The sequence below is a fragment of the Rhizobium sp. NXC14 genome (genome assembly GCF_002117485.1).
GTDB lineage: Bacteria > Pseudomonadota > Alphaproteobacteria > Rhizobiales > Rhizobiaceae > Rhizobium.
Window position 1 is genome coordinate 287,948 of record NZ_CP021030.1, and the last position, 18,741, is coordinate 306,688.

The window sequence follows — 18,741 nt, forward strand, 5'->3', positions numbered from 1 at the left end:
TCCTTTCCAGCCGTCCTATGCGGCCTTTTCGGTGTGCGGGGGTCATTTACGGCGAAGCACCATGCCGCCATGATGGAGCGTATTGTCGTCGACGAAATCGCCATCGGCGGTGAAGCCCGTATCGTCCCAATACTCGATATGTGTTCCGGTGACTTCGTAGCGTCCGCGATAGGCGCTCTCCCGGTGTCCGCGGGCCTCGTCGTACCGATTGTCGGGCAGGAGTTCGTGTCGGACTCGGCCGTCGTCGGTGACCCACATTCCGACATAGGGATGCTGCTGCATGGTGTTCTCGCTTGGCTGTTGAAACTTGGATTTTCGCTCGTTCGAGGCGTCAGCGGACCACGTGGGGAGCGCCGTGCCGGTCAGAATGATTGCGGTGAAGAGATGCAGAACTGGGCTGCTGTAAAACTTTGGCATCGCTCTTCCTTTCGACGCGGGCAGCACTCGGGGCTAGCTCATGCCTTGCCATCGACAGAAGATAATCTTGGCGAGCCGCGCGATTAAGTTGCCAATGCCGAATGGCTTGGTTAGCATTGCTAACCAATGGCCGATGATCTCGAAGGCATTTCAGTCTTTCTCGCCGTAGCGGAGGCGCGGAATTTCCGGCTTGCCGGCGAGCGTCTCGGCGTGACCCGCTCCGCCGTCAGCCAGGCCTTGCAGCGCCTTGAGGACCGGCTTGGTGCGCCCCTGGTTCAGCGCACGACGCGCAGTGTCAGCCTGACCGAGGCCGGCGAAGTCTTCCTTGCGGCGGTTCGTCCCTCGATGCGCCAAGTCAGCGATGCGATGCAGACGGTACGCGACATGCAAGCGCGCCCGAGCGGCCTGTTGCGGGTCACTGTTTCCTCCATCGCCGAGCGCTTCCTATCCGGCACTTTGCTCACCGGCTTCATGCAGGCCTGCCCCGGCATCAAGCTCGATATCACCATCACCGATGACGAATTCGACATCGTCGAAGCCGGCTTCGATGCTGGTGTGAGATTGGGCGAGGTGATCGAGCAGGACATGATCGCGGTACCGGTCTCGTCTCAACAGAGACAATGCGCCGCCGCATCGCCAAGCTATCTAGAGCGTCACGGTTCGCCTCGCCATCCCCGCGACCTGCAGAACCACGCCTGCATCGGATGGCGGCCGCGCCCGGATACCGCGCCCTATCGCTGGGAATTCACCGAAAATGACCGCGACTTCGATGTCGCCGTCGATCCCGTGGTCACGACCAATGACATGGGAATGATGATCCGCATGGCCTGCGCCGGGGCCGGGATCACCTTCGGCATGGTGGAAACCTTCGCGCCCTATGTCGATCGCGGCGAGCTCATCCCGCTGCTGGAGGATTTCTGCCCGCCCTTTCCTGGTTTCTACCTCTACTATCCCAGGCGCCAGAGGCAGCCAGTAAAACTGCGCGCGCTGGTCGACTATGTGCGCCGGTCGGCCGATCGCTAGACCTACTCGAGTGCCGTGCCGCCGGCATGGTTGCTGCGAGCATGTGGTTTTGGTATTTCGAGCCTTCATGGCGAAGCGGGCGACGTCGTGCTGGCTGCTCCGGTCGCCGTTCTGACCATCCCGCTGGCGGAGAACATATGCTCGACGACGTCTTTCCCATTCCGACCAGGGCAGTGATCCGCCAGGGTGGTCGAGCCTGCTTCCATCGCCTCGTCACTACCAGCCCGCTGCTGATCCAGGTCCAGTCTGGAACGAAGATCGTCATGTCGGATGACAAGCCTTTGCGCCTCGAGGCGGGCGATTACGGTCTGTTGCCCGACTACCGGCCGTTGACGATGGAGAACATTCCCAAGGCGCCTCAGAAGTATCAGACCCTGGCGCTTGCAATTCCGCGAAAGCTTTTCGAGGACGCTTATGATAGGATGGGATCGGTCGCCGTGCCATCACGGCCTCTTCCGGCCAGCACCTCGAGGCTGCCGGAGGAAGCTGCTGCATTGTTCGAATATTGCAGTCAGCCGGGCAATCTGGCGCGGCTTCCGGGCGCCATCGCCAAGGCCCGTCTGATGGAACTCGTCACCTGGTTCGCGCTCTGCGGGGCGGTTCTCGGCCGATGCGAAAGCCCCCGGCTTGAGGACCGGCTGAGGCAGATGATCGAAGCTGATCCGGCCGGCGCCTGGACGCTGGCGCATGCTGCGGGCTTGTTCAACATGAGCGAGGCGACGCTGCGGCGCAGGCTCTCCGCCGAGAATACAGCCTTCAGCGAGATCTTGAGCGATACCCGGATGAACCGTGCTCTGGCGCTCATTCAGACCACGACATTGCCGATGGCGCAGGTTGCGCTGGAGGTCGGTTACGATTCGCCTTCGCAATTTTCCGCGCGCTTCAAGGAGCGGTTTGGCGTCAGCCCACGCCATGTACGCAGCGGACCCGAACAATTTGAGCGGATCGGGGCAGAAATTGAGCAGAGCGGGGCAGATGCGCTGGCGCGGTGACGATAGTTTCCCGGCATCGTCAACCACAGGAGAATAGCAATGCGATTGATCACAGCAGCACTTATGGCCGCCTCCGTCTTCGGCGCCACGGCCGCCCATGCCGAAATGAAGCTCACCTCGAAGGATCTGACCGTCGGCAAGGCCATGGCCGATGCGCAGGTCTTCAACGGCTTCGGTTGCTCGGGCAAGAACATCTCGCCGGAACTGGCCTGGTCGGGCGCACCCGAGGGAACCAAGAGCTTCGCCGTCATGGCGTACGATCCGGATGCGCCCACGGGTTCCGGCTGGTGGCATTGGACGGTGTTCAACATCCCGGCAAAGACTTCGGAGATTGCCGCTGGCGCGAGCGGTGACAAGAAGCTTCCCGCAGGCGCCGTGGAAGGCCATACAGATTTCGGCACCTCCGGATATGGCGGCGCATGCCCACCGGCCGGCGATAAGCCGCACCGCTACCAGTTCACCGTCTACGCGCTCAAGGTGGACAAGCTTCCGCTTCCCGAGACGGCGCCGGGCGCCATGGTCGGCTTCTATGTCAGGGCCAACACGCTCGACAAGGCCTCGATCGAGGTCACTTACGGCCGCTGAAGCCGGCTCTGGAGCCGCAACATCCTTGCATACCAAAGACCGGCCCTGGTGACTAAACCTCGGCCGGTCTGTGCGCTGAGGCAAGCGCAGGCGGCATCAGAGGGATGCAAGCAATGTTGCGGCGTGCTTCGACGCTACGCCTATGGGCTTCGCACCTCAGCATGAGGGAGGTTGGAGAAGGCCGCGCTCATAACTGCAGGCGTGAGAGGTGCGCGCCGCCCACGATCGGACAAGTTTACTTGCGGCTCCTTGGACTAGGCAGGAACATAGGTCAGCTTGATCACATTCTCGTCGATCAGATCATGGCTCACACGACGAAGCGGCGGCCGGGGCCCGGCGAAATAGGGTTTGCCGTGGCCAAGCACGACGGGATGCAGGTAGATGTGATATTCATCGATCAGCCCGAGTCCGGTAAGGCTTTGCGCCAAGTCCGGCCCGGCAACTTCGATCTCCCCGTCACGCTCGGCCTTTAGCGCGCGCATCGCGCCCTCGAGATCATTCCCAACAATCCCGGCGTTGGGGCCGACCGACGTCAACGAGCGCGAGACCACCCATTTCGGCTGCTTCCGCCACGCCGCTGCGAAGGCTCGCTGCTCGGTATCCCATTCGGGATGATCCTCATCCCAATAACGCATGACCTCGTACATCCGGCGGCCGTAGACGCTGCCCGCCTGCCTCTGAGCCTGCTCGACGAAGTGGCGGAAGAGGGTGGGACTTGGCCCGAAGGCTGTGTGGTCGACGTAACCGTCCAGCGACTGGTTCATCCCGAAGACGAGCTTAGCCATGCCAACTTCCTTCTTGAACAAAGTATGTGCGTGAGTTCGGCTGCGTAGCGGGAGTAAGTTAGGCAAACTGATTTTATTTTGCAATTGGTTTTGGCTGAACTCGAACGCCCGTCCGAAATGATCGGGGCAGGCGCTTCATCGAGCATCGATCCGCTTACATCAGCGATGCACCGGCAGTCTCAGCCCCACTTCGTCTCGCCTTCGGCGAGCTTGTGTTGGTCGACCGACCGATCGAGGCAAATGGAGAAGCGATTAAGGCCGGCGAGATCCCTGGCGGACGCTCCGCGTGACGCGACTTCCCAATGCCAGCGGCTTGGCTTCTTGAAGTGCCGCAGCATGAGGCGCGGGCGGAGGTGCTTCTGCCGCTCAAATAGCTACCTCGGAGGGCGGCTTCTGCCCTCACTCCCACTCGATCGTGCCGGGCGGCTTCGACGTGACGTCGTAGACCACCCGGTTGATGCCGCGCACCTCGTTGATGATACGGGTGGCGGCGCGGCCGAGGAATTCCATGTCGTAGTGGTAGAAATCCGCCGTCATGCCGTCGACCGAGGTGACGGCTCGCAGCGCACAGACGAATTCATACGTGCGCCCGTCGCCCATCACACCGACAGTCTGGACGGGAAGCAGCACGGCGAAGGCCTGCCAGATCGCGTCGTAGAGGCCGGCCTTGCGGATTTCGTCGAGATAGATCGCATCGGCCTCGCGCAGGATCTCAAGCTTCTCGCGTGTGATGCCGCCGGGGCAGCGGATGGCAAGGCCAGGGCCGGGGAAGGGGTGGCGGCCGATGAAGCTGTCAGGCAGGCCGAGCTCGCGGCCGAGCGCGCGCACCTCGTCCTTGAACAGTTCGCGCAGCGGCTCGACGAGCTGCATGTTCATCCGCTCCGGCAGGCCGCCGACATTGTGGTGCGACTTGATCGTCACCGACGGGCCGCCGGTGAAGGAAACGCTCTCGATAACGTCGGGATAGAGCGTGCCCTGGCCGAGGAAATCGGCGCCGCCGAGTTTCTTCGCCTCTTCCTCGAAGGTTTCGATGAAGAGCCGGCCAATAATCTTGCGCTTGGTCTCAGGGTCGCTAACGCCCTCGAGCTCGCCGATGAAACGGTCTGAGGCATCGACGTGCAGCAGATGCAGATTGTAGTGCTCGCGGAACATGGCGACGACATTGGCCGCCTCGTCCTTGCGCATCAGCCCGTGGTCGACGAGGATGCAGGTCAGCTGGTCCCCGACCGCCTCGTGGATCAGGAGTGCCGCGACGGAGCTGTCGACGCCACCTGAAAGCGCGCAGATGACGCGCTTGTCACCGACCTGCTTGCGGATCTCGTCGACCGCTTTTTGGCGATAGGCCGACATCGACCAGTCGCCCTTGATGCCGGCGACATTGTGGATGAAGTTGCCGATCAGCTTGGCGCCGTCGGGCGTATGCACGACCTCGGGGTGGAACTGTACGCCGTAATATTTGCGCTTCTCGTCGGCTATGAAGGCGAAGGGCGCGTTGGAAGAGGTGGCGACCACCTCGAAACCATCCGGCAGCGCCGTGACGCGGTCGCCATGGCTCATCCAGACCTGATGGCGCGAGCCGGAGGACCAGAGGCCTTCGAACAGCTGGCAATCCTTGTCGACATCCAGAAAGGCGCGGCCGAATTCACGGTGATGGCCGCTTTCGACCTTGCCGCCGAGCTGCATGCACATCGTCTGCTGACCGTAGCAGATGCCAAAGACCGGCAGGCCGCTATCGAAGATGATCTGGGGCGCTCGCGGCGATCCCTCGTCCACGGTGGAAGCCGGGCTGCCGGAGAGGATCACGGCCTTCGGCTGCAGGCGCTTGAAGCCTTCTTCGGCGGATTGAAAGGGGACGATCTCGCAATAGACGCCGGCCTCGCGCACGCGCCGTGCGATGAGCTGGGTCACCTGGCTGCCGAAATCGACGATGAGAACGGAGTCGGGATGTGCTGTCTGGGTCATGGCGAGGCTTTAAAGAAAAGCGCTTCGCCTGGCAATCGGGGAAATCGACGGTGTCGGGTTTTTATTGTTCCGATTGTCCCCGCGCCGGAGAAGACGCGCGGCGCTGAACTCTAAAACCAGAAAACCCCGTCCTCCAGCGCCGTGAACAGACTGTCGACGCCGTAGGAAAGCTTGCGATCGACGATATGCAGATATTCCGTCCAGCCGGAGATATGCTGCAGTTCGACCGCACCGTCGGAAATGCCGCGCAGGCCGATCAGCGGCAGCTTGTAGCCCTGGCAGGCGCGCAGCACCGCATAGGTTTCCATGTCGACCATGTCGGCTTCGATGTCGCTATAGGCGGTACCCGAGATGACGTTGCCGCCGGTGGAAAGGCTTGCCTCGGGAATGCCGGGGATGCGCAGCGGCAGTTCGAGCGCAGCGGGCAGGTCGAGAAACGGCGTCCTACCCTTTTCGAAACCGAGCGGCGAGGCGTCCATGTCGCGATAGGAGACCGAGCTCACCTGATAGACTTCGGTCTGCTCCAGTTTCGCCGAACCGGCCGAGCCGAGCGAAACCACGAGATCCGGCAGGTCGTCGGCCGCATCCAGCCGTGCCAGGGTCTTGGTCAGCGCGACCGCTGCCTCGACCGGGCCAACGCCGGTCATCAGGGGTTCAATACGCGAACGCAGGAATGAGCCGTATTCGGCCTCCGCCGCCATGACGAAAAGCATGGATTTTCCTGCGACCGACTTCAGCTCGAACTTCATCCTGTAATTCCTTCTCTCCCGCGGATGACCATCATCGTTCCGGTCATGGAGGCGATGAGTTTCGCCGGCCCGTCGCTGATCGCGTAGCCTCGCCCGTCTGCGACGATAATGGTGGAGCCGGGTTTGGTGATTTCGCCGCGAAACAGGAAGCGCTCGCCACGCCCCGGCGACATGAGATTGACCTTGAACTCGATTGTCAGGATCGAGGCTTCAGGGTCGATGACGCTGTAGGCGGCAAAGCCGCAGGCCGAATCCAGCGCCGCCGAAATGATGCCCGCATGCAGGATGCCGTGCTGCTGTGTCAGTTTGACGTCGAAGGGAAGCTCGATCTCGACGACGCCGTGCTCGACGCGCGTCAGCTCCGCGCCGATCGTCTGCATCGCCGCCTGGCGCGCAAAATTGCGGCGGATTCGCGCGCGGAAATCGCCCCTGTCAGTCTCGCTCATGGCTACCCCTCTCGAAGCCGGGAAAGTGGCATGGCGGGCCGGATTCGACAAGCTGGACCTTGCCGAAATCCGCCCGGCCGACGCCGGAAACCGCAAACCGTGTCGCCGGGGCAACCTTTCGCCATGCGTCGTTGTACCAACCCGCTTCTTCAGCGCCGCCAGCCTCGTGCAATGGCGATTGCAGCTTCGCGCGGAGCGCGTATTCTCGCATCCACACTCGAAAGGATGGATGCATCAGCGGCATGACGACGATATCGCAATCTGTCCGGAATTTCGAGAACTGGCTGAGCGGCGAACTCGGCGACGATCTCGTCAAGAAGGATCTCAGGGAGAAACATAAGAAGATGCGCAGCAATGCGTTCGTCTTCCTGCGCGCCACCTATTGGCGCTGGTGCGAAACCATCCTCGGCATCTGCCAGGAACTTGCAGGCGCACCTGAAGTGCTGGCGATCGGCGACACGCATCTGGAAAATTTCGGCACCTGGCGCGATGTCGAGGGCCGGCTCGTCTGGGGCGTCAATGATTTCGACGACGCGGCGCTCATGCCTTATGCGCTCGACCTCGTTCGTCTGGCGGCAAGCGCCATCTTGGCGCGTGGCGACAATGGTCCGTCCGTCCGCAGGATCGGCGAACTGATCCTCACCGGCTATCGCCGGGGCCTTGAAAATCCGCTGCCCGTCATCCTCGAACGCGACTACAAATGGCTTCGCAAGGCATTGGTGCTGCCGAATGCCGACCGCCAGGAATTTTGGGAGAAATACGAGACGCTGCGTCCCGGCAAGAAACCGGCGCCTCCCGCCTATATCGAGGCGCTTACCGGTGCATTGCCATCCGGCACAGGTCGCTTCGTGGCCAAGCCGCATCGCGCCGGCACCGGCAGTCTCGGTCGGCCGCGTTTTGTCGCCTGTAGCGAATGGCAAGGCGGGCCGGTTCTGCGCGAGGCGAAGGCGCTGGTGCCCTCGGCCTGGTCGCTTTGCCACGGGCTGCAGCATGGGACGATCGATGCAGGCAAGATTGCCGGAGGGCGGATGCGCTCGGCCGATCCCCACTTTCAAGTCTCCGGGCGTATCCTCGTGCGCCGGCTCTCGCCGAACAGCCGCAAGATCGAGATCGACAAGCACCCGGAAATCCTGCTTGCGCCGACAATGCTCGAGTTGATGGGCTTCGAGATCGCCAACTGCCATTCCGACGATCCGGCAGCGGCCGCGGCGATCCTCGAGGACCTACGGGTGCGCGGGAGCGAATGGCTGCATCAAGCGGCAAGGGCTGCGGCGTCGGCGATCAGTGCCGAGCAGAAGGCCTATGCGCGCGTCGGCTGAGAGATCCGAACGATGTGCTGATCCCAGGCGACGTCGCTGCGGGTCGACAGGAAGCCGCCATCATAGGAGGAGACGGCGAAGCCCTCTTTTGCCGGCGCGATGCCCGCGGCATCCGCAATTGCCGTCTCGGCCAGCACCTTGCCCGTCCTCGCGTCGATCGTCACCGAGGCGCCGCCTTTCGGGGAGGTGATGCCGACGAGGCCTTCGCTGCGATTGACGGCGATCGCCCCGATGTAATTGGCAAGCCTCCGCGTCGTCTCCTCCGGCAGCTCGACGAAGGAAAGATCCTCGCCCTTGGCGAAATGGCCGACGAGCGGCGGCAGATCCTTGCGGTGGCCCTCGTACTGGCAGGCGAACCAGATGCGGCCCTCGCCGTCAAGGTCGACGTGGCGGGTCGACAGCTGCGACCATTCGGCCGGCAGCACATGTTTTTCGATCAACGCGCCCGTCGCCGCATCGATCAGGACCAGCGACGGCTGCATCGCCCGGAGATTGAGCTTGGTGCGGCCGAAGTCGGGATGGGTCTCGATGCCGCCATTGGCGACAATGAGAAGGCGTCCGTCATCGGACACGGTCATGTCGTGTGGGCCGATGCCATAGGTCTCGAATTCGCCGATGCGGGTGAAGCGGTCGGTCGCATCGTAGATGCCGATCATGCCGCGATTGCCGTCGAAATCGTTCTCGCTGGCGTAGAGAATGCGGCCATCGGGCGAGAAGACGCCGTGGCCGTAGAAATGCCGGTCTTCCCGGGAGCTGATGACGATCGGCTGACCCTTGTTTCGAGGATCGAAGATCATCGCATAGGTGCCGGGCCGGCGCGCAAAGGCGGCGGTCTTGCCGGTGGCGGCGCTGAAGGCCATGCCGTGAGCTCGGGCGGGAAGCGCCATCTGATCGACGATCTCGCCGCGCTCCGTCACCGTCGCGATGGCAAAGGAGCCATCGGCGGCGCGAATGCCCGAGGCATAGACGGCGTCCGACCGCTCCAACGCCATCAGCGATCTTGGCGTCAAGGCCGCAAGGAAGCCAATCCCTGCCGCCTTGACGAAGCTGCGTCGATCGATCGTGGTGCTTCGTATCATCGCTTCAGTCTCCGTCCGAAAAGGAAAAGCCGGCCGAAAGGCCGATGGCCGAGCCATATTCGTCGCTGATTCTGGTAATCAGCTGGCGGCTGTCGGCGAGCAACGCTTCGAGTTTGGCCTTCTCGGCATCGCTCACGGCGACGTCAATGTCGGGATTGAGCTTCGGCACGCTGTCGAGCAGCGATTTGAAATCCGCGTCGATCGAGGCGGCGACCGACCGCTTGTCCGTCGGCAGAAGCTCGGCCATGCCGGCCTTCTGCCAGAGCGTGCGCAGGCCTTCCAGATTGGCGGCCATCGATTTCCAGGTGTTCTTTGAACGCCAGTAGATGGCCATGCGCGGGCGCGGCACGGTGTCCTTGCCCTTGTAGAACTGCTCCAGCCGCTGGTCGCGGACATTCTCTGCGCCGTGGACGAGAATGCCGAGCAGCGCAGTCACGGCTTCCTTGTTGTCCATGAAATCATTGCTCTGCGGGCCCGGATGTTTCCAGCTCGCCTGCACGCCATCGGGTTTTTCCCAGGCCGCGACGACTTCGCCTGCCTCACGCTGGATATTGCCGGCGACCGCAGCACCGTAAAGGCAGCGGAATCCGCCCTTCTGCTTGAGGAGATCGTCGGAGCCGTTGCCATAGAGCACATATTCCAGCGCCGTCAGGCCCTGCAGCGCGACGCTCTTGCCGGCGATCGCATCGACGGTCGCGTCCTTAGGATCCGCCTTGGCGATCAGCGCTTGCACCTGCTTCAGGCCGACACCCTTGCGGTCGGGATAGAACAGGATGTGCTCGAAGAGATTGTCCTGGATGACCGGCCCCGTCTGGACGATCTCGATGATCGACCAGTAGCGGATCGTGTCGTCGAAGGCGGATTTCGCCTTGTCGAGCGTCTGTTGCGTGCCGCCGTCACAGAGATCCTTCATCGCGGTCGTCAGCCGGGCGGCCGATTGCTGCATATTGCGATAGCCGGGGCGGATCACCTCATCGACGGCGCGCTGCATGACGGCGGGAACGGCATCCTCATTCAGCCCTGCCGGAGGAGCGGCGGTCTCAGCGGCCGCCGATGTGGCGAGGCCGATCAGAGTGAGGCAGAGCAGGGGGTGCCAAAGGCGCATCAAAGTGACTCCAGGAATGTGATCAGGGCCGCCCGGTCGTCTTTCGACAGGAAGGAGAAAGCGTTGCGGGCCTTTTCAGCTTCGCCGCCATGCCAGAGAATCGCCTCGGTGACATTTCGCGCGCGGCCGTCATGCAGGAAAAAGCTGTGTCCGCTGATAGTCCGGGTCAGTCCTATACCCCATAGCGGCGGCGTGCGCCATTCACGTCCGCTTGCAAGCCCGACCTGTTGCCCATCGGCCAGACCCTCGCCCATGTCGTGCAGGAGAAAGTCGGAATAGGGCCAGATCAGCTGGAAGGATTGCGCCTTTTCGGCTGCATCCCGGCGGGTGACAAATTTCGGCACATGGCAGGAAATGCAGCCGGTTTCGTAAAAAATCCGCTTGCCCCGCAGTGTCTCGGGAAAGCTCGCCTTGCGCCGCGCCGGCACGGCGAGATTTTCGGAATAGAAGGTCACGAGGTCGAGAACGGGGCCTGGGGCTTCTTCTGCACCCAGCCGTTTCTGCACCCCTGTCGGCATCTCAAGGCATTTTTCTTCCGGCTTGGTGCAATCGCCATGTGCATCCGGCTGGTCCGGCGTCGAGATGCCGATATCGTTGGCGAAGGCATCGGCGCTCTGATCGCGCACGGTGGCGTTTTGCGCCTTCCAGCCGAAACGACCGAGTGCGATCTTGCCGCTGCGATGGTCGCGCACGATCGCCGCCTTGCCCGAAATGCCGTCGCCATCTGCATCATCAGGATCGGCATGGGCAAGAATGTCCGCTTCCGGAATGGCTTCGATCAGCCCAAGGCCGATCATCGCCGGGGCCACGCGCGCCGAAATGGTCGTCGCCTTGTCGAGCGGCCCGTAAGCGAGGTTCGTCGCCGCATAATGCGGCCGGCGAAGCGATACTTTTTCACCGTCGCCGAGCGTCACCGTCTCCACATCATAAGTGATCGCCATCCGGCCTTCTGCGGCAAGGCCGGGGACGGCAAGGTCCTGCAGTTGATGGCCATAGACCGGATCGGGAAAGTTCACCACGTCGGCATTGGCGATCGCCTTTTCTTCCTCCGGCGTGATCGCCGCGCGTGCCAGACGCAGGAACATCGAGGTGGCGCTTGTGGCCCCCTCCGGCGGTCTGCCCCGGCCGTCGTTGACATGGCAACTCATGCAGGAGCGGGCGTTGAAGAGCGGCCCGAGGCCGTCGGAGGCCTGCGTCGAGGACGGAGCGGACACCCAGAGCTTGCGGAAGAGAGCATTGCCGAGCTTGAAATTCTGCTCTTCCTCGAGGGGGATGTTGGCGGAAATATGCGAGAAGCTGTCTTCATTGACAGGGTCGATCGAGGTCGTAGCACCCGCCTGCATCGCTTCGTATTGTTCGGCCTTGGAAAAATTCTCGGTTGGCCGCGTGACGTCGGCAACGCGTTTGAGATCGGCCTCGGAAAGGTCCGTTCGTCTGGTCGGCAAGTCGAAGCCGTAGGCGAGAGCGAGGGGCGCTCCTGCAAGGGCGGCGAAGGTGGCGATGCGGAGAGACAGGTGGGATTTTGAGGAGAGACGAGCGTGCCGCCCGGCAAACTCAACGGTGCTGGCGCGCGTTGCCCGCTCTACTCCCACATTCCCTTCCTCGGGTTTAACCCTCTGGCGGAGACCTGAGGACACAGGAATGAGGGAGGTAATAGACGGCATTTCAAGAGTCCGGGCCGCTCCGGCTGTCGAGGCGGCCCGCCTTTTTGCTTATTTGAAGACGGCGTTAGGATTATCCAAGCTGTCGGAACCTTCAAGCTGAACCGTGCCGAGATCGAGTGCGGCAATAACGCGCTGAATCGACTTCGTCTGGTCGATCAGCCCGTCGATGGCGGCCTGGACGACGGCATTGCCTTCCTTGTTGCCCTCGGCGATCATCTGGTCATACTTCTCGACCGTCTCGCCACGCTTGGCCATGGCGTTCATCGCATCGAGCGTCTTGTCGAGCTTGCCTTCCAGCTCGGCATCGAGCGCCTTGTCCTTGGCGGCGACGAGGTCGTGCAGCGACGGGCCACTGAGCTTGGTGCCGTCGACGCGGGTATAGTTGCCGGTATAGGCGGCGGCGATGCCGATCGCGTCGTTGAGATGCGAATTGTAGGTATTGTCCGAGAAGCAATCATGCTCTTCTTCCGGGTCGTGCAGCAGCAGGCCGAGTTTCATGCGCTCGCCGGCAAGTTCGCCGTAGGAGAGCGAGCCCATGCCGGTCAGGATGGCGACGAGACCGGCCTTCGGATCGGCTTCGACGTTCTTCGTCGCCACCCCGTCCGGCTTCCAGTTGTCGGTCATTTCCTGCAGGTCGGAAACGAGCAGGGTCGAGGCGGACTTCAGATATTCGGCGCGCCGGTCGCAATTGCCGTGCGTGCAGTTCTTGAGGTCGTAATCCGTTGCCGGGCGGTTGCCGGCGCCCGGACCGGTGCCGTTCAGATCCTGGCCCCAGAGAAGGAATTCGATGGCGTGATAGCCGGTCGCCACATTGGCTTCGATGCCGCCGGCTTCGGCGAGCGTGCCGGAGAGGAAATCAGGCGTCAGCTTCGAGGCGTCGACATCCTTGCCGTCGATCTTGATCGTCTTGTTGGCGATGACATTGGCCACATAGAGCGAGTTTTCGTCGCTCTCTGTCCCGTAGGCGGCATCGACATAATCGATCAGGCCCTCGTCGAGAGGCCACGCATTGACCTTGCCTTCCCAGTCGTCGACGATCGGATTGCCGAAACGATAGACTTCGGTCTGCTGGTAGGGCACGCGCGCCTTGACCCAGGCATCCCTGGCGGCCTTCATCGTCTCATCGGTCGGCGCCTTCAGGAAGGCGTCGATGGCGGCGTCGAGCGCCTTGGCCGTCGTCAGCGAGTCCTCGTATTTGGCATGCGCCACTTCGGCATAATGTTTCACCACGGCGCTAGCTTCGGTCTCGGCCTGCGCGGGAAGGGCGAGCAGAGCGGCGGGAGCAATCGCCAGCACGGCTGCGCGGAATTTGCTGTTGAGCTTCATAATCCTCTCCTGTGACGGATATTCCGTCGGGCTCCGTCTCTTCGCGCAAAAGTAAACTGGTGTCAAACGCTCTAGTTTGGAATGATTTTAACTGGGGGCGAGCCGGAACAGCCACTCTTTCAGCTGCATCGGCCTGAAAACACCACCGTCACTTTCCCGAAATGGCGGTCCCAATCTGCGGCTCTCGCGGGGGTCTCAGCCCTTGCGCTGCATGCGGCAGAAGAAGAAGCCGTCCGTATCGGTGGAAGCCGGTGTCAGCGTCACCGTCAGACCATCGGAGGAGTGCGGACGCGGCGCGTCTTTGCCGAAGAGAGCGTCCCAGGCGGGCAGGGCGCTGACGATCTCAAAATGAGCATTCCTGGCCGTAAAGCGGCGCACCTGCTCCTCATTTTCCTGAGGCAGCACCGAGCACGTGACGTAGATCAGCTCACCGCCCGGTTTGACGAAGCCGCTTGCCTGCGCCAGCGCGTCCTGCTGCTGGGCGGTGCGTTCGTCGAGGTTCTTCGCCGTCAGCCGCCATTTAGTATCGGGGCGGCGGCGCCATGTGCCGGTGCCGGTGCAGGGCGCGTCGACCAGCACCTTGTCGCAGCGCCCGGCAAGGCCCGAAAGCCCTCTGGCGTCGTCATGCACCTGGACATTGCGCGTGCCCGCCCGCTTCAGCCGCTCGATGATCGGCGCCAGCCGTTTGCGATCGGCGTCATAGGCGTGAACCTGGCCCTTGTTTTGCATGGCGGCGGCCATGGCGAGCGTCTTGCCGCCGCCGCCGGCGCAATAATCGAGGATCTGTTCGCCATCGCGCGCCTGCACCAGATCGGCGACGATCTGCGAACCCTCGTCCTGAACTTCGAACCAGCCTTTCTGGAACGAAAGCTCGGCTGTCACGTTGGGAAGACGCGAGGCGCCTTCGCCTGCGGCAATCCGGATGCCGTAACGGGCGATCTTCGCCGCATGCGCGCCGGCTCTTTCGAGCGCCTTGACCGCCTTGTCGCGCGAAGCCTTTAAAATGTTGGCGCGCAGATCGAGCGTCGGGCGGGCCGCGAGCGCCTGTGCTTCGGCGAGCCAGCCCGTGCCGAAAGACTGTTCGAAGGAGGATTGAACCCATTCGGGAATATCGCCGCGGATATGCGGTGGCGCGTCTTCGAGCGAGCGGCTGCTAAAGGCGGCAAGGGCTTCGGGTGAAAGTGGCGCCGGCGCGAATTTGTCGTCGGCCAGCTCGGCGGCAAGGCTTTCGGGCGTGAAACCCCATTGACGGAACATGACGGCGTGGGCAATGGCCGCAGCGCTGTCGTCATCCATCAGCCAGGCATGCGAAAGCCGCATGCGCAAGGCGTCGTAGACGATGTTGCCGAGCGCGGCACGATCGCCGGAACCGGCGAAGCGATGGGCAAGGCCCCAGTCCTTGAGTGCGTCGGCGACGGGTCGCTTGCGGGCATCGATGTCCGCGAGCACAGAAATCGCCCCTTCGAGGCGGCCGCCCAGACGCATTCACATATCTCCTGTTGCCGTACCGTGCGAACGATCCGCACCCAGAGGTCGGGCGGATTGTTTACAGGTTTCGATCGCGTGGTAACCGCGATTGGCGGCAAGAGCAAGCGCCGCTGACGGTGCAGCCGGTTGCAAGCTCCGGACTTAGCTGATCACTTGGTAGCAGACCTTCGCCGTGCCGGAGCTCACCATGCCGATATTCTGTGCGGCGGCGCGCGACAGATCGAGCACACGGCCGCGGATGAACGGGCCGCGATCATTGATGCGGACGACGACGGTGCGCCCATTGTTGCGGTTGGTGACCTTGACCTTGGTGCCGAATGCGAGCGAACGATGCGCGGCAGTCAAGACGGCGGGGTTCATACGTTCTCCGGAAGCAGTTTTGGAGTGAAGAGCGTACCACGAAGCACCGCCACAGCCATTTGCAGCAAAACCTTCCGCCGGAAGCATGGAAGAGCAGGCTGCAATAGTTGCGGCAGCGATAATAGAACGGCTGATTTTCTTCAAAACGGAGTATCCCTCAACTATTGAACTCGACGCCCTGGCAGGCGGCGGGGCTTAAATCCGTGGAAAAATGGCAAAAAAGTGCCGCATTAGATCACGGAATATTACAGTATGTAATATTTGCCAGACCCTTGATAAAAAATGAGAATTTGCCGCGCATGGCGATATGAGAAAAAAACGCAATGAAATCAGCTAAAATTCAAATGATTTTTCCGGGGACGCCCTAAACTTCGCGGCCCTCACAAAAATCACGGAATATTTTTTCTGACTTCGCCATATTTCCCGCCACATTTGCGCAAATTCAAAGGCTGTTAACCATGATATGCGGCGAGAATTGTTCTGCCAACTGTGTAAAGTAGGAATTTCCTACTCAATTTGGGTGATAACCCCGGTCACCTTAAGCGGCTCGGATTTACCCGCGCCAGCGCCCGTCCTGCCACAATTGAGCAAGCGACATCGAATAGTTCGGGAAGGAAAATCGGAAACCGGCCGCCTTCAGTTTCGCATTGGAAACCCGCTTGTTCTCGCCGTAGAAAGAACGCGCCATCGGCGTCAGTTCGGCGGTTTCGAAAGCCTGTTCCGGAGGCGGCTCGACGCCCATCAGCCGTGCCGCCTCGACGATCACATCCTGCGGCGGCCCAGGCTGGTCGTCGGTGACATTATAGATGCCGCCGAGCCCGCGCTCCGACAGGAAGCGCGCCGCCGCGCCGATATCCTCGACGCGGATGCGGTTGAAGACCTGGTCCTTCTTGATCAGCCGCCGCGCCGTGCCTTTTTCTAGGTTGCAGAAGGCATTGCGGCCCGGCCCGTAAATCCCGGAAAGCCGCAGCACGGCCGCCGGCACGCCGCGCCTCGCGCCCATTGCCAGCCAGCCCTCTTCTGCCTCGAGCCGCTCCTTCGACCGTCCGGAGACGGGCACGCACGGTGTTTCCTCGTCGACCCATGCGCCCTTGTGATCGCCATAGACGCCGACGGTGGAGAGATAGCCGATCCATTCAAGCCTCGGCAGCAGGCTCGCGCCGTCATTATCGAGCAGCCACAGCAGCGGGTCGGCCTTTCCCGGCGCGATCGACTGCACGAGATGGGTGACATCGGCCAAAGCCCGGACGAGCTGCTCTTCCAAGGTTTCGCCATCGAACAGGAATGCCTCGATGCCGGCGCGACGGAGCGCTTCCATCTTCTCTGTCGAACGGGTCGTTCCGGACACGCGCACGCCGTCGCCGGCGAAGGCCTTGGCGATCGCCGTACCGGAAAAACCGCAGCCAAAGATCATCACATGCATCAGTTCACTCCCGCCAGGCGCCATTCGTTGCGTACCTCGTCATCGCTTTCATCAACTCTTTGCGCGGCAAAGGCCGAGAATTCGTCAGCCTTCATCAGCCTTGAAAGCGCCCAGACCGCCATCCCCCGCACCACCGGCGAGGCGTCGTCGGCGAGTAGGCGGCATTGCGGGATGAGCGCCCTCTCGCGGGAATTGCCGGCAGCGATCAGCACATTGCGGATGAAACGATCGCGGCCGATCCGCTTGACCGGCGAGCCGCTGAAAAAGGAGCGGAAGGCGGCGTCGTCGAGCGTCAGCAGAAAGGCGATCGACGGCTGCTTCAGCTCTTCGCGCGCCTGCAGCTTCATTTCGGAGGCGGAGCTTGCGAACTTGTTCCAGGGGCAGGCGGCGAGACAGTCGTCGCAGCCATAGATGCGGTTGCCGATCAGCACCCGCAGCTCGGGGTCGATTGGCCCCTTGTGTTCGATGGTGAGATAGGAGATGCAGCGCCGCGCGTCGATCTGGTAAGGCGCCGGAAAGGCGGCGGTCGGACAGATGTCGAGACAGGCGCGGCAGGAGCCGCAATGATCGATTTCCGGCGCATCGACGGCAAGATCGGCGGTGGTGAACATCGTGCCGAGAAACAGCCACGAACCATGCGTGCGGCTGACGAGATTGGTGTGTTTGCCCTGCCAGCCGATACCGGCCGCCGCCGCCAACGGCTTTTCCATGACCGGCGCGGTATCGACGAACACCTTCACATCGGCGTCGGCCCGCGCCGCAAAGCGGGTGGCGATCTCCTTCAACCGGCCCTTGATGAGGTCGTGATAATCGCGGTTGCGGGCATAGACGGAGATCGCCGCTTTGTCGGGCTTGTCGAGGATGCCGCGCGGATCTTCTTCCGGGGCGTAGTTGAGGCCGAAGACGACGACCGATCGTACCTCGCTCCAGAGGGTCAGCGGATCGCCGCGCCGCTCGCGCGTCTCCGCCATCCACTCCATCGTCCCGTGCCGCCCGGCATCGATGAACTCACCGAGACGCCGTTTGGCTTCGGGGATCGCGTCAGGGCGCGTGATGCGGCAGAGATCGAAGCCTTTGGCGACCGATTCCGCCCGAACGAAGTCGGTCAAATTGTCGCGGCGCCGCCGCTCTTTGTCGTCTCTATAAGCTTCGGGCATGAAGAGCCCTCGTCAGAAATCCAGATCGGCATAGTGTGAAACGGGGGTCAGGCCGCGCACGCGCTCGGTGAGCATCGGCCGGAAGGAGGGGCGCGATTTCAGCCGCTGATACCACTCCTTGACGAGTGGGGCTTCGGCCCACTCGATCTCGCCGAGATAATCGAGGATCGAGATCGAGGCGGCGGCGGCGAGATCGGCATAGCTCATCCGCTCTCCCGCCAGCCATTGGCGCGAGCCGGCAAGCCAGGTGAGATAACGCATATGCTGGCGGATATTCGCGCGGGCCGTGCGCAAAATCTTCGAATCCGGCGCTCCGCCGCCCTGATCGGCGGTCATCTGCAACTTGTAGACACGCTCACGTGCGAGCGGCTTCGTCACGTCGTTTTCCATCTTCTGCATGAACCATTCGGTCAGCCGGCGGATTTCCGCCCGCTGGAATGGATCCTCGGCGAGCAGCCGCCGGTCGCGCTTCAAGACCCCGTGTGTCTCGTCGAGGTATTCGGAAATGACGCTCGCGCCACAGAGCGCCCGCATGCTGTCGTCGACATAGACCGGCAGTGTGCCGGCCGGGTTGAGCGCCAGGAAATCACGGCGCTTCTCCCATGTCTGCTCCTCGATCAGATCCGCCTGATAGCCGTATTCCGCCAGGATCAGCCGGACGAAGCGAGATGCGGAGGACATGGGATGATGATAAAGCGTGGGCATCGATACTCGGGCTTTATGATTGCTGTTACAGGACTGTGTGGCAGCTTGTTTATAGCGCCTTAGTCATGACTCATTGGTTGAAGCTATAGGAGCTTGGCCCGGCCAATACAAGCGAATCGGCTTTCATGCCATCTGACAAGGGACAAAACACACGTC

The 18,741-nt window shown here is 62.2% G+C and carries 18 protein-coding genes; 4 read left to right on the forward strand and 14 right to left on the reverse strand.

Annotated features, from left to right (window positions below; all coding sequences use genetic code 11):
* Nucleotides 1-42 precede the first annotated feature (42 nt).
* Nucleotides 43-417, reverse strand: coding sequence for an Atu4866 domain-containing protein (locus NXC14_RS01445; RefSeq protein WP_085776646.1), 375 nt, complete (start codon nucleotides 415-417; stop codon nucleotides 43-45).
* Between the two features lie 126 nt (nucleotides 418-543).
* Here NXC14_RS01445 and NXC14_RS01450 point away from each other — a divergent pair, with 126 nt between their 5' ends.
* The 3 genes from NXC14_RS01450 to NXC14_RS01460 all read left to right on the forward strand — a co-directional run bounded on the left by NXC14_RS01450 (nucleotide 544) and on the right by NXC14_RS01460 (nucleotide 3,017).
* Nucleotides 544-1,440, forward strand: coding sequence for a LysR family transcriptional regulator (locus NXC14_RS01450; RefSeq protein ID WP_085776647.1), 897 nt, complete (start codon nucleotides 544-546; stop codon nucleotides 1,438-1,440).
* A gap of 137 nt (nucleotides 1,441-1,577) precedes the next feature.
* Complete coding sequence (locus NXC14_RS01455) at nucleotides 1,578-2,432, forward strand: helix-turn-helix domain-containing protein (protein WP_085776648.1); 855 nt, start codon at nucleotides 1,578-1,580, stop codon at nucleotides 2,430-2,432.
* Between the two features lie 39 nt (nucleotides 2,433-2,471).
* Nucleotides 2,472-3,017 (forward strand): YbhB/YbcL family Raf kinase inhibitor-like protein, encoded by a 546-nt coding sequence (locus NXC14_RS01460; RefSeq protein ID WP_085776649.1) that lies wholly within the window; start codon nucleotides 2,472-2,474, stop codon nucleotides 3,015-3,017.
* 254 nt (nucleotides 3,018-3,271) lie between these two features.
* Here NXC14_RS01460 and NXC14_RS01465 read toward each other — a convergent pair whose 3' ends face one another.
* The 4 genes from NXC14_RS01465 to NXC14_RS01480 all read right to left on the reverse strand — a co-directional run bounded on the left by NXC14_RS01465 (nucleotide 3,272) and on the right by NXC14_RS01480 (nucleotide 6,959).
* Nucleotides 3,272-3,802, reverse strand: coding sequence for a dihydrofolate reductase family protein (locus NXC14_RS01465; RefSeq protein WP_085776650.1), 531 nt, complete (start codon nucleotides 3,800-3,802; stop codon nucleotides 3,272-3,274).
* Between the two features lie 399 nt (nucleotides 3,803-4,201).
* Nucleotides 4,202-5,764: a glutamine-hydrolyzing GMP synthase gene (guaA, locus tag NXC14_RS01470; RefSeq protein ID WP_085776651.1), complete on the reverse strand. Its 1,563-nt coding sequence runs from the start codon at nucleotides 5,762-5,764 to the stop codon at nucleotides 4,202-4,204.
* A 110-nt stretch (nucleotides 5,765-5,874) separates the two neighbouring features.
* The gene (locus NXC14_RS01475) at nucleotides 5,875-6,513 is read right to left on the reverse strand and encodes a 5'-methylthioadenosine/S-adenosylhomocysteine nucleosidase (RefSeq protein ID WP_085776652.1); all 639 of its coding nucleotides are present in this window, start codon (nucleotides 6,511-6,513) and stop codon (nucleotides 5,875-5,877) included.
* Nucleotides 6,510-6,959, reverse strand: a complete 450-nt coding sequence (locus NXC14_RS01480) for a PaaI family thioesterase (RefSeq protein ID WP_085776653.1) — start codon at nucleotides 6,957-6,959, stop codon at nucleotides 6,510-6,512. The genes NXC14_RS01475 and NXC14_RS01480 overlap by 4 nt, the downstream gene beginning before the upstream one ends.
* Before the next feature lie 242 nt (nucleotides 6,960-7,201).
* Between NXC14_RS01480 and NXC14_RS01490 the strand changes: the two genes are divergently transcribed.
* Nucleotides 7,202-8,278: a DUF2252 family protein gene (locus NXC14_RS01490; RefSeq protein WP_085776655.1), complete on the forward strand. Its 1,077-nt coding sequence runs from the start codon at nucleotides 7,202-7,204 to the stop codon at nucleotides 8,276-8,278.
* On the opposite strand, the gene NXC14_RS01495 is transcribed toward NXC14_RS01490, so the two are convergent.
* The 9 genes from NXC14_RS01495 to NXC14_RS01535 all read right to left on the reverse strand — a co-directional run bounded on the left by NXC14_RS01495 (nucleotide 8,260) and on the right by NXC14_RS01535 (nucleotide 18,585).
* Nucleotides 8,260-9,357 carry a DUF1513 domain-containing protein gene (locus NXC14_RS01495; RefSeq protein ID WP_085776656.1) on the reverse strand — a complete coding sequence of 366 codons (1,098 nt, stop codon included), beginning with the start codon at nucleotides 9,355-9,357 and terminating at the stop codon, nucleotides 8,260-8,262. The genes NXC14_RS01490 and NXC14_RS01495 overlap by 19 nt on opposite strands.
* Nucleotides 9,358-9,361: 4 nt before the next feature.
* Nucleotides 9,362-10,462: an imelysin family protein gene (locus tag NXC14_RS01500; RefSeq protein ID WP_085776657.1), complete on the reverse strand. Its 1,101-nt coding sequence runs from the start codon at nucleotides 10,460-10,462 to the stop codon at nucleotides 9,362-9,364.
* Complete coding sequence (locus NXC14_RS01505; protein ID WP_085776658.1) at nucleotides 10,462-12,126, reverse strand: di-heme oxidoredictase family protein; 1,665 nt, start codon at nucleotides 12,124-12,126, stop codon at nucleotides 10,462-10,464. Before NXC14_RS01505 ends, NXC14_RS01500 begins: the two co-directional genes overlap by 1 nt.
* Before the next feature lie 48 nt (nucleotides 12,127-12,174).
* Nucleotides 12,175-13,452, reverse strand: coding sequence for an imelysin family protein (locus tag NXC14_RS01510; protein ID WP_085776659.1), 1,278 nt, complete (start codon nucleotides 13,450-13,452; stop codon nucleotides 12,175-12,177).
* Between the two features lie 195 nt (nucleotides 13,453-13,647).
* Nucleotides 13,648-14,937, reverse strand: a complete 1,290-nt coding sequence (locus NXC14_RS01515; RefSeq protein ID WP_085776660.1) for an RsmB/NOP family class I SAM-dependent RNA methyltransferase — start codon at nucleotides 14,935-14,937, stop codon at nucleotides 13,648-13,650.
* Nucleotides 14,938-15,081: 144 nt separating this feature from the next.
* Nucleotides 15,082-15,444, reverse strand: a complete 363-nt coding sequence (locus NXC14_RS01520) for a septal ring lytic transglycosylase RlpA family protein (RefSeq protein WP_085776661.1) — start codon at nucleotides 15,442-15,444, stop codon at nucleotides 15,082-15,084.
* A gap of 409 nt (nucleotides 15,445-15,853) precedes the next feature.
* The gene (locus tag NXC14_RS01525) at nucleotides 15,854-16,723 is read right to left on the reverse strand and encodes an SDR family oxidoreductase (RefSeq protein WP_085776662.1); all 870 of its coding nucleotides are present in this window, start codon (nucleotides 16,721-16,723) and stop codon (nucleotides 15,854-15,856) included.
* On the reverse strand, nucleotides 16,723-17,880 hold the full coding sequence (gene queG / locus NXC14_RS01530) for a tRNA epoxyqueuosine(34) reductase QueG (RefSeq protein WP_085776663.1): 1,158 nt from the start codon (nucleotides 17,878-17,880) through the stop codon (nucleotides 16,723-16,725). The genes NXC14_RS01525 and queG overlap by 1 nt, the downstream gene beginning before the upstream one ends.
* A gap of 12 nt (nucleotides 17,881-17,892) precedes the next feature.
* Nucleotides 17,893-18,585, reverse strand: coding sequence for a glutathione S-transferase family protein (locus NXC14_RS01535; protein ID WP_085776664.1), 693 nt, complete (start codon nucleotides 18,583-18,585; stop codon nucleotides 17,893-17,895).
* Nucleotides 18,586-18,741: the final 156 nt, after the last annotated feature.